The sequence below is a fragment of the Mycobacterium sp. genome (assembly GCF_032162605.1).
GTDB lineage: Bacteria > Actinomycetota > Actinomycetes > Mycobacteriales > Mycobacteriaceae > Mycobacterium.
Window position 1 is genome coordinate 1 of the sequence record NZ_JAVROT010000301.1, and the last position, 10,086, is coordinate 10,086.

Below are 10,086 nucleotides of genomic sequence, written 5' to 3' on the forward strand. Positions count from 1 at the left end.
CCGGACCGCAAGCGGATCGGCGAGTACTACCACGACGTCCTCACCCAGCAGGGCATCAACCCCACCCTACAGGTGATCGCCGGCGACGTCTACTACACCACGATCGGCAACCAGTCGACGCCGGACCTCGACACCGGCTTCGCAGACTGGTTCCAGGACTTCCCGCACCCGGATGACTTCTTCCGTCCGCTGCTCAACGGGAAGAGCAACCTGCCAACGAACAGCAACAACTATTCGCACGTCGCCATCCCCGAGCTGGACGCGAAGATGGATGCGCTTCGCGCCCAGCAGCTCACCGACGACGTGAAGAAGCAGTACGCCGAACTCGACAAGGCCTACATGGAACAGGCGGTGTGGGCGCCGTACGGCAACGAGGAGTACACGACGTTCCTGTCCGAACGCATGGACTTCGACAAGTCCTATCACCATCTGCTGTTCAACCAGGACTACACCTCGTTCGCCGTCAAGTAGATGAGCGCCCCGATTGGGGACGTCGAAGCACCGGGCATACCGCCGGTACCCGCCGACGTCCCCTCCGAAGTCATTCGCGGTCGCAGCCCCTGGTATCTGGCGTGGATCAGGTTGCGCCGCAACCGGGTGGCGCTGGGATTCGGCGTGTTGTTCGTCGCGATCGTCGTCGTGTGTCTCGCGGCGCCGCTGTGGGCGGACCACGTGGCGCACACCGGACCAGACGCGAACCACATCACCGACAAGGTGCTGATCGACGGGCAGGAGGAGTACGTCGTGTCCCCCGACGGCACGCCGCTGGGCCCCGGCCTGCACGGCCGCTTCCTGCTCGGTGCCGACCAGAACGGTCGCGACGTCATGGTCCGGCTGCTGTACGGCGGACGGACGTCGATCTTCATCGGCGTTGCCGCAGCCGTCGTCACCACGGTGCTGGCGGTGCTCGTCGGTCTGCTGTGCGGCTACTACCGCGGCTGGATCGACTCCATCCTGTCCAGGGTCATGGACGTGGTCTGGGCGTTCCCGGTGCTGCTGCTCGGCATCGCGCTCGGCACGACGCTGGCGCTCGGCGGGCTCAAGATCGGTGGTCTTGCCATCGCAGGCGACTCGCTGTGGATTCCGATCATGATCATCGGGTTGGTCTACGTGCCCTACATGGCCCGGCCCATCCGAGGCGAGATCCTGGCACTTCGTGAGAAGGAGTTCGTCGAAGCCGCTGTCGCACAAGGCAAGGGACCGATCCGGATCATGGTCTCCGAACTGCTGCCCAACGTGGTGTCGACCATCATCGTGTTCTTCACCCTGAACATCGCCAACAACATGCTGCTGGAGTCGTCGCTGTCGTTCCTCGGCGCAGGCGTGCGTCCACCCAGCGCATCGTGGGGCACGATGATCGCCGACGGATACCAGAACATCTACACCGCGCCACATCTCACGATCGTTCCCGGCGCCATGATCGTGCTGACCGTGTTGTCGCTCAACGTGTTCGGTGACGGGCTGCGCGATGCACTGGACCCGCGGGCCAAGATCAGGCTGGAGCACTAACCATGTTGCGATTCGCCGCCAGGCGATTGATCGGGATGATCGCCGTCCTCTTCGCGATCTCGGTGATCGTCTTCCTCATCTTCAACGTCATCCCCAACTCCGATCCCGCGCAACGCATCGCGGGCAAGAATGCCAATCCGGCGCTGATCGCGCGGGTCAGCGCGGATCTCGGCCTCGACCAGTCACTGCCCGTGCAGTACCTGACGATGATGAAGAAGATCTTCACGGGTCAGCTGACGTCCTACGCGAGCTCGCAGAACGTCGGCGAACAGATCTGGAAGGGTCTCCCCGCCACGCTGTCGCTGTGCATCGGCGCCGCCGTCCTCTGGATGGCGCTGGCCGTCGTGTTCGGCTACCTCAGCGCGGTGCACGCGGGTAAGTTCACCGACCGGGCGCTGACCATCCTTGCGCTGGTGGGCATCTCGGTGCCGGTGTTCTGGCTCGCGGCGATCCTGTTGTACTACTTGAGCTTCAAGGCCCAGATATTCCCCACCAGCAGTTACGTGCCGCTGACCAAGAATCCGGGCCAGTGGGCGTATCACCTCGTGCTGCCGTGGATCACGCTCGCCGTGCTCTTCGTCGGGTTCTACAGCCGCGTACTGCGCTCCAACATGCTCGACGTGATGAACGAGGACTACGTTCGGACGGCGCGTGCCAAGGGCATCAGCGAGCGTCAGATCCGCATCAAGCACGTGCTGCGCAACTCGATGATTCCGATCATCACGCTGTTCGGGTTGGACTTCGGCGCGGTGGTCGGCGGCGGTGCGATCCTCACCGAAACGGTGTTCAACATCAATGGCGTCGGGCTCTATGCCGGGCAGGCGATCGGAAGCCTCGACCTGCCACCCCTCATGGGCGTCACGATGTTCGGCGCGTTCTTCATCGTGTTCTTCAACACGATCGTCGACGTCCTGTATGCCTTCCTGGACCCACGCATTCGACTCGGCGAGGCGGCACCCGCATGATCCTTTCCGTTCGTGACCTCAGCGTCCGCTTCGCCACCGACGGTGGAGTCGTGCGCGCGGTCGAAGGAGTCTCGTTCGATCTCGACAAGGGCGAGATCCTCGCGATCGTCGGCGAATCCGGATCCGGCAAGAGCGTGACCGCGCAGACGATCCTCGGCCTCACCCGTGCGCCCAACGCGACCATCACCGGCTCGGTCGAGTTCGACGGTCGCGATCTCAACGAACTGGACGACGACCAACTGCGCGATGTACGTGGCAAGCGCATCGCCATGATCTTCCAGGATCCGATGACGTCGCTGAACCCCGTCTACCGCATCGGCGATCAGATCGTCGAGATGATCAGAGCACACCACAAGGTGTCCAAGCGGGAGGCCCAAGAGAATGCCGTCGAGCTGCTGCGAACGGTGGGCATCCCCAATCCCGAACGCCGCGTTCACGATTACCCGCACGAGTTCTCCGGCGGAATGAGGCAGCGGGTCATGATCGCCATGGCCCTCGCACTGGATCCCGACGTACTGATCGCCGACGAGCCGACCACCGCGCTCGACGTCACCGTGCAGGCTCAGATCCTGCGTCTGCTCGACCGGCTCAACAGGGAGCGCGGGCTCGCGGTCGTGTTGATCACGCACGACCTCGGCGTGGTCGCCGAGATCGCCGACCGGGTCGCCGTCATGTACGCCGGGCAGATCGTCGAGGACGCCACGCTCGAGAACCTCTTCTACGATCCCCAGCATCCGTACACGTGGGGCCTGCTCGGCTCGCTTGCGCGGCTCGACCAGCCCCGTCCGGTGCGTCTGGCTCAGATCGTGGGGACACCACCGTCCCTGCTCAATCCGCCCACCGGCTGCCGATTCGCCCCACGCTGTCCACACGAGTTCGACAAATGTGCCGAGCCACCACCACTGCACGGCGACCGGTGCTGGCTGGAGCCCGCCGAGAAGCGACGGCTGCGGGACGTCGACGGTCGGATCGGGCTGCGGAAGGCGGTGACACCATGAGCGAGCCACTGCTCGAGGTGACCGACCTGGTCAAGCACTTTCCCATCAAGTCGGGGATCGTCGTCGACCGCGTGGTCGCCCACGTGAAGGCGGTCGACGGGGTCAGCCTCTCCATCAATGAGGGCGAAACCCTGGGACTGGTGGGCGAATCCGGCTGTGGTAAGTCCACGCTGAGCCGCACCATACTGCAGTTGATCACCCCGACGTCGGGATCCGTCCGGTTCTGCGGTGAGGAGCTGGTGGGCCGATCACGGCGCAGCCTGCGCCCGGTGCGGCGTCAGATGCAGATGATCTTCCAGGATCCCTACGCCTCCCTGAACCCACGCAAGCGCGTCGGCCAGATCATCGGGGAGCCCATCGAGCTGCACGGTCTGGCGAGTGGCCGCGACGTCAACAAGCGCGTGCAGGAGCTGCTCGACCGCGTCGGGCTGAGCCCGGAGCATGCGAGTCGCTACCCGCACGAGTTCTCCGGCGGACAGCGACAACGAATCGGCATCGCGAGGGCACTCGGGTTACGACCCAAACTCATCATCGCCGACGAGCCCGTCTCCGCACTGGACGTGTCCGTGCAAGCGCAGATCGTCAACCTGCTCAAGGATCTTCAGGAGGAGCTCGGCCTTTCGTACCTCTTCGTCGCGCACGACCTGGGCGTGGTCCGGCACGTGTCAGACCGCGTGGCCGTCATGTATCTCGGCCGGATCGTCGAAAGTGCGCCTGCTGCAACTCTTTACAATCATCCGGTGCACCCCTACTCCAATGCGTTGCTCTCAGCGGTGCCTATCCCCGATCCCAAGCTCAACGCCGAACGCGAACGGCTGGTGCTCGAGGGCGACGTCCCGAGCCCCATCGACCCTCCTTCCGGTTGCCACTTCCATACCCGCTGCCCGTGGGCCACCCAGGTGTGCGACGTCGACGATCCCGTGCTCGAGGAGATCGAGTCGGATCACCTCGCCGCCTGCCACCACCCACGAAACCTGTTGGAGCAGAACTGATCAGTGCGACGGTGCAGTCGCCGACGGCGAGGCCGCAGCGGCCGAGGAGGACGCCGCCGCGGCGGCCCTACCCTCGGGACTCTCAGCGGAGAATCCCGGTGTCTTTCCGGACGCTTCGCCCGAGTCACAGTTCAGCGACACGAGTACCTGGTTGGTCGCCGACCCCGAGCTGTCCGCCGGGGCCGGCACCGTCCTCGACACCTGGTTGACGACCATGCAGTCAGCCTTGGCATTGTGGTCACCGACGGTGGTCGAGACGACCGCCGTCATGCCTGCTCCGCTGATGGCAGCGGAGGCGTCACTGTACTTCTGACCTACCACGTTCGGTGCCGAACTCGCTTGAGCAACACCGGATCCGAGCAGAAGCGCGGTTGACGCAGTGGAGAGGGCAAGCACCGCGCCCGTACCGAGAGCCCGCATGTCACTTACCCGCCTTGAGGGCCGGCGAAGCGCTCGGCGACTGCTCCACCGAGTTCGGCGTCGTGAAGGTCGCCGTTGCGCCCATGGTCATGGCTTTGTCCGTCGGCTGCACGTAGACGGTGTTGGTCGGCGCATCGCCCGAGCTGGCCAGGTTGGTCCCCGTGGTGCCGTCCCCGTGGCCGTAGCCGAGACTCAACGCCCCCAAGGTGACGAACGCGGCTGCCCCGGCCAGCCCCAGTGCCTTCACGCGGCGACGATTCGCCTGCGATTCCTTATTTGTCATTCCTGGATTTGTCATTCCTGGATGTTGAACCGGACAACCGCGAATGCGCTGGAGCGTGGCTGTGACATTCCTTGCCACACCGTTGCTGACACAAGCGCTCTCACAGCGATTCGTACAGCGTCAGTACGGGAACTGAGACTGCTGTGGGTATTGCGACTGTTGTGGGTATTGAGGCTGCTGGTAGTACGGCGGTTCATAGGGCGTCGGCGTCTGGGTCACCGGGACCTGAATCGGGATCGGGATCGGCACGAACGGCACGGTGATGTAACTGGTCGTCATGGTCGGCGTTTCCGACGTCGTGGTGGTGGTGGTCGGTGGTGTCGTGGTCGTCGGTGGCGTCGTAGTAGTCGTGGTGGTCGTGGTGGTGGTGGTGGTCGGTTGGGTCGTGGTGACCGTCGTCGGCGCCGGCCGCTCCACGGTCACCGTCTCCGTCGGCGGTGGGGGCGGCGCTGGGGCTTCGCTGGTCACTGTGATCGCGTTCTGCGGCGGCGCTTCGGTGACGGGGGGCGGCGGCGGCGCGACGCTCGTCGGTGGTGGCAACGGTGGCGAGGTGGCGGTGACCGGTGCGCGAGTCGGCGTGGGTCGCGTTTCGTCGGTGGCACTGGTCAACGCGATGGCGACCCCGCCGACGGCCACCACGGCGATCATGGCGGCCACGCCGAAGATCAACAGTGGTAGCCGTTGCCACGACGACCGCGGTTCGTCTTCTCTACGAGGGTGATACTGCGCTACGACGCGCGTGGCGCCGGAGTCCGCGTACGGGTCGGCGTAGGGATCCTCGCCGGTATATGGCTCGGGCTCTCCGAGTGCGTCGTCGTCCTGGGACCAGGCCAGCGCGCGGAAGGTCGACGATCCGGGCGCCGCGTCACCACCGACGACCGCATCGGTGATCAGTGCGGTCGGCGCCACGCCGGTCTGCGCATCGGCGTCGACGCCGTATGCGGCGAAGAGCGCGGCGCCCACTGCGGCGTCGAGTGCCGGGTGCGGCGTCGTCACCAGCGGTGATCGGTCACCCTCGGACAGCCTGCGGGTGATCAACGGAATGCGCGCGCCGCCGCCCACTGCGACCACCGCGGAGACGTCGGCGAACGCAATTCGGTTTCGCGACAGGGAATCATCCAGTCCGGACAGCACGCCCGCAAGCGGCACCTCCATCAACGCGTCGAGTTCGTCCCTGGTGACCCGAACCGTGGACTGATGTCCTGGCAACTCGACGCGGATGTCCGCCACCGACGATTCGGAGAGTTCCTCCTTGGCCAGCCTGCACTCCTCGCGCAGCCGGGTCAGCGAACCGACCGACGCGGTGCCCGCGGGATCGACGTCGCCCGCGACCGCGTCGAGCACGTGCGCAAGGAGGGCCTGGTCGATCTGGTCGCCGGAGAAGTCCGTCAGGCGCGTGGTCTCGATCGGCTCGAATGACGCCGCGGCGTCCGCCAGGGTGACGCTGGTGCCACCACCCCCGAAGTCGAGAAGAGCGACCACACCACGAACGGGAAGGCCGGGATTGGCACCCAGCGCCGTCAGCGAGGCGACGGTATCGGACACGAGCCGGGCGGGAGTTCCGTTCGGCGCAAGGTTCGGCTTGGTGCGCATGGCGTCGCGAAGCGCGCGCAGGGTGGCGCCGTTCCAATGCGCGGGGACGGCGATGGCGATCGGAGATAACGGGTCCCCGCCGGTTTCGGTGACCATCGCGTCGAGCGCCTCTACCATCAACAGGTCGGCGCTGTAGGACGTGCCGTCGGACGCGATCAGCGGTACCGGGTCTCCGACGCGTTCCACGAAGCCACTCAGCACCTGCCCGGCCACAGGCAGCACGGATCGCCGCGTGACTGGTGGATTGCCCACACGGGCGGCGACCAGGTTGGTCGTCCCGATCGACAACCCCAATGGGTCGCTCATAACGCCGTTCACGATAGCCCGCCCGCCGCAGGAGACGCGACAGACACTCCGAGGAGACGCCGGCGAACAGCGTTCTCGCAGCTGGGTTTTGGCTTCACAGCTTTGCACAGCAACGCTGAATCCATTGCGCCGAAGACGATCGGGGACGACGGCGGCCGCGGCGGTGACGGTGTCGCAAAGCCGGCGACAACGCCTGTCACCAGCTTGAACGGCATCATCCAGTCGATGAGCCCGACCAGGGATTTCGGCGGGCCGGTGGATTCGCCTGCCGTCTGCGCGAACTTAGCCTGGACCGTGGCCCGGACGGCCCTCTGTGAACCGGATGGCAAACGGCGTGGCGGCCATCGGCGGAATTCAATCGGTCCAGATGGGTGAATCGTGGCGATTTGACGTACACGTCAACGACACTCGCGGCAGATCGCTGTGCGGCCGACGGTCATTGTGTTGCAATGGCGGCCATGGGTGACATCGAAGACATTCAGCGAGTCAAGTACCGGTATCTGCGCGCGCTCGACACGAAGCACTGGGGCGAGTTCGCCGACACGCTCACCGAGGACGTGATCGGCGACTACGGCGAGTCCCTCGGCGAGGAGCACCACTTCACGGACCGAGCGACGCTGGTCGAGTTCATGCGCGACTCGATGCCCGCCGACGTGATCACCGAGCACCGGGTGACGCACCCCGAAATCGACGTCGACGGCGACGAGGCAACCGCCATCTGGTACCTGCAGGACAAGGTGATCGTCCCGAAATTCGATTTCATGCTGATCGGGGCGGCCTTCTATCACGACCGCTACCGGCGAACCGCCGACGGTTGGAAGATCAGCGTGACCGGATACGACCGGACCTACGACGCCTCGTTGTCTACCAAGGCTCTCGACTTCAACGTGAAAGCAGGTCGGGCCGTTCACATTTGATGTTGGAAGCGGCGATCTACTTGGAAACGACGATCAGCGCGCCAGGTCGCAGCCACTTCATGATCCCGACCAACGCGGCGTCGTCGATCGCGACACACCCGGCCGTCGGTCCACCGTCAGTGGTATGCAGAAAGAACGCCCCGCCGTTTCCGGGGACCCGTTCCTTGTTGACGCCCATCACCACCGCGTGCTTGTACTGCGGGATCTGAAGATTCTCCGTCCCGCTGCTGGGATTGGTGTCGAACGTGCACTGCGACTTCTTGCAGACCTGCATGGTGTTGTAGGTGGCACTCTTCATGTCACCGTCCCACCAGTGGTCTGGACCCACCTGAACGTACTGCAGACCGCCGCCGGGATTGGCGGCGGTGCCGAAGGCGAAGTCGAGGGTGAAGATGCCCATCGGCGTGAGCATCTGACCATCGTGCGTCTGCGGCGCCATGCCCGCTGCACCGACATGGGCAGGGATCCCTGCGGCAACGGCTTGCCAGCCTGCTGCCGTCCGCTCGTAGACGTCGACCTTTGCGTCCGAACCGCCAACGCCCACAACGGAAATGACTTGGGTCGCGTTACCGACGCTTGGCGCGAACCACGGCAACGGCTCCGCACGTGCGACCGGCGCCGCGACGAGACCGATGACCACCGCGCACAGCGAGATCAGCAATCGGCGCACGGCTTCAACGTCACCACACCGCTGCGCTCTAGGTCAAGTAAAGGTTTAGCAACGATCTGATGCGACGCCAATCGAACTCCGGCCGAACGATTTTCGCGGACATCCGTTCGAGATGACATGCTCGGCTAGGTTGGTCGCCATGGAGTCAATGCGACGGCCCCGCCTCCGCAACAGAGGAATCCGCCAGATCGGTGCGGGTCTCGGCACACTGGACCGCGAGATCTTCGACGCCATCGCCGAATCCCCGAGCCCGCTGCTCGACGCCGTCATGCCGAGGCTGACGTCGGCCGCCGACCATTCGAAACTGTGGTTCGCGATCGCGGCCGTGCTGGCCGCCTCGGGTAACAAGTCTGCGCAACGAGGCGCATTGCGGGGCGTCGTCGCACTGGGCGCGACGAGCTTGTTCACGAATCAAGTGGCCAAGCGGGTATGGAAGCGCCCGCGACCGAACTCTTCGCTGGTTCCGCTCGTTCGCCTGTCCCGACGGATGCCGACCTCCAACTCGCTGCCTTCGGGTCATTCGGCGAGCGCGGCCGCCTTCGCCGTCGGCGTCGGCCTGGAGAGCGCGCCGCTGGGATTGGGCCTGGCGATGCTCGCCGGGCTCGTCGGCATCTCCCGGGTGGCCACGGGCGCGCACTTCCCCGGCGACGTCCTGGCTGGATTCGGCATCGGTGCGGCGATCGCCGTGATGGGCGCGAAGGTCGTCCCGCCCATCATCGAGGCCCGCATCCCCACCGCCGACCCCCTGCGGGTGGACACTGCGCCCCGGCCGGACGGCGCAGGCGTGGTGCTCGTCATCAACCCCGCTTCCGGCAGCGGCACCGGTGCCCGCGTCATGGACGAGGTGCGCGGGGCGCTTCCTCGGACAGAGATCGTCGAAGTCGGCCATGGCGACGACATCACCGAAGCCCTCCGGTCGGCGGCCGGGCGCGCCGAGGTGCTTGCCGTCGGCGGCGGCGACGGGACGGTCTCCGCCGCGGCGGGTGTCGCCCTGGAGACGAAACTTCCGCTGGCCGTGTTTCCCGGCGGCACGTTCAACCACTTCGCGAAGGACATCGGCTGCGAGACCGTGGGCCGAACCGTCGAGGCGATCCGCAAGGGCGACGTCTCGTGCGTGGACGTGTTGCGGCTCAACGAGACCGAGACCGTGATCAACACGGCCAGCATCGGGGACTACCCGGCCTTCGTGCGGACCCGGGAGAAGCTCGAGCACAAGATCGGCAAGCCGCTCGCTGGCGCATATGCGATGTTCCACACGATCCGGCGCTATCGACCGATCCGGATCAAGTACGACAACAAGACGCTGCAAACGTCGCTGTTCTTTCTGGGGAACTCCGTGTACCTCCCGGCGGGTTTCGCACCTTCGCGGCGGACCAAGATGGACGACGGGCTCATGGACGTCCGCATCCTCGAGAGCGGACGCAGGTTCAGCA

At 65.5% G+C, this 10,086-nt stretch carries 10 protein-coding genes and 1 pseudogene; 7 read left to right on the plus strand and 4 right to left on the minus strand.

Annotated elements, in window-relative coordinates:
- From QOI01_RS17430 to QOI01_RS17450, 5 genes and pseudogenes are all read left to right on the plus strand, one after another.
- Window positions 1-471 (plus strand): annotated as a pseudogene (locus QOI01_RS17430) (ABC transporter substrate-binding protein); the annotation flags it as partial.
- A complete protein-coding gene (locus QOI01_RS17435; protein WP_526383070.1) occupies window positions 472-1,509 on the plus strand; it encodes an ABC transporter permease in 1,038 nt (345 codons plus the stop codon).
- 2 nt (window positions 1,510-1,511) lie between these two features.
- Complete coding sequence (locus QOI01_RS17440; protein ID WP_526383072.1) at window positions 1,512-2,474, plus strand: ABC transporter permease; 963 nt, start codon at window positions 1,512-1,514, stop codon at window positions 2,472-2,474.
- Window positions 2,471-3,472, plus strand: a complete 1,002-nt coding sequence (locus QOI01_RS17445; RefSeq protein ID WP_526383074.1) for an ABC transporter ATP-binding protein — start codon at window positions 2,471-2,473, stop codon at window positions 3,470-3,472. Before QOI01_RS17440 ends, QOI01_RS17445 begins: the two co-directional genes overlap by 4 nt.
- Window positions 3,469-4,464: an ABC transporter ATP-binding protein gene (locus tag QOI01_RS17450; RefSeq protein ID WP_526383076.1), complete on the plus strand. Its 996-nt coding sequence runs from the start codon at window positions 3,469-3,471 to the stop codon at window positions 4,462-4,464. Before QOI01_RS17445 ends, QOI01_RS17450 begins: the two co-directional genes overlap by 4 nt.
- Here the strand turns inward: QOI01_RS17450 and QOI01_RS17455 are convergent, their stop codons facing one another.
- The 3 genes from QOI01_RS17455 to QOI01_RS17465 all read right to left on the minus strand — a co-directional run bounded on the left by QOI01_RS17455 (window position 4,465) and on the right by QOI01_RS17465 (window position 7,066).
- The gene (locus tag QOI01_RS17455) at window positions 4,465-4,884 is read right to left on the minus strand and encodes a hypothetical protein (protein WP_526383078.1); all 420 of its coding nucleotides are present in this window, start codon (window positions 4,882-4,884) and stop codon (window positions 4,465-4,467) included.
- A gap of 1 nt (window position 4,885) precedes the next feature.
- A complete protein-coding gene (locus QOI01_RS17460) occupies window positions 4,886-5,131 on the minus strand; it encodes a hypothetical protein (RefSeq protein WP_526383080.1) in 246 nt (81 codons plus the stop codon).
- A 156-nt stretch (window positions 5,132-5,287) separates the two neighbouring features.
- A complete protein-coding gene (locus QOI01_RS17465; RefSeq protein ID WP_526383082.1) occupies window positions 5,288-7,066 on the minus strand; it encodes an Hsp70 family protein in 1,779 nt (592 codons plus the stop codon).
- 458 nt (window positions 7,067-7,524) lie between these two features.
- Here QOI01_RS17465 and QOI01_RS17470 point away from each other — a divergent pair, with 458 nt between their 5' ends.
- A complete protein-coding gene (locus QOI01_RS17470; protein ID WP_526383084.1) occupies window positions 7,525-7,983 on the plus strand; it encodes a nuclear transport factor 2 family protein in 459 nt (152 codons plus the stop codon).
- A 16-nt stretch (window positions 7,984-7,999) separates the two neighbouring features.
- On the opposite strand, the gene QOI01_RS17475 is transcribed toward QOI01_RS17470, so the two are convergent.
- Window positions 8,000-8,653: a L,D-transpeptidase family protein gene (locus tag QOI01_RS17475; RefSeq protein WP_526383086.1), complete on the minus strand. Its 654-nt coding sequence runs from the start codon at window positions 8,651-8,653 to the stop codon at window positions 8,000-8,002.
- Window positions 8,654-8,801: 148 nt separating this feature from the next.
- Here QOI01_RS17475 and QOI01_RS17480 point away from each other — a divergent pair.
- Window positions 8,802-10,086 (plus strand): bifunctional phosphatase PAP2/diacylglycerol kinase family protein (locus QOI01_RS17480; RefSeq protein ID WP_526383088.1); only part of this gene is annotated, 1,285 nt, incomplete at its 3' end.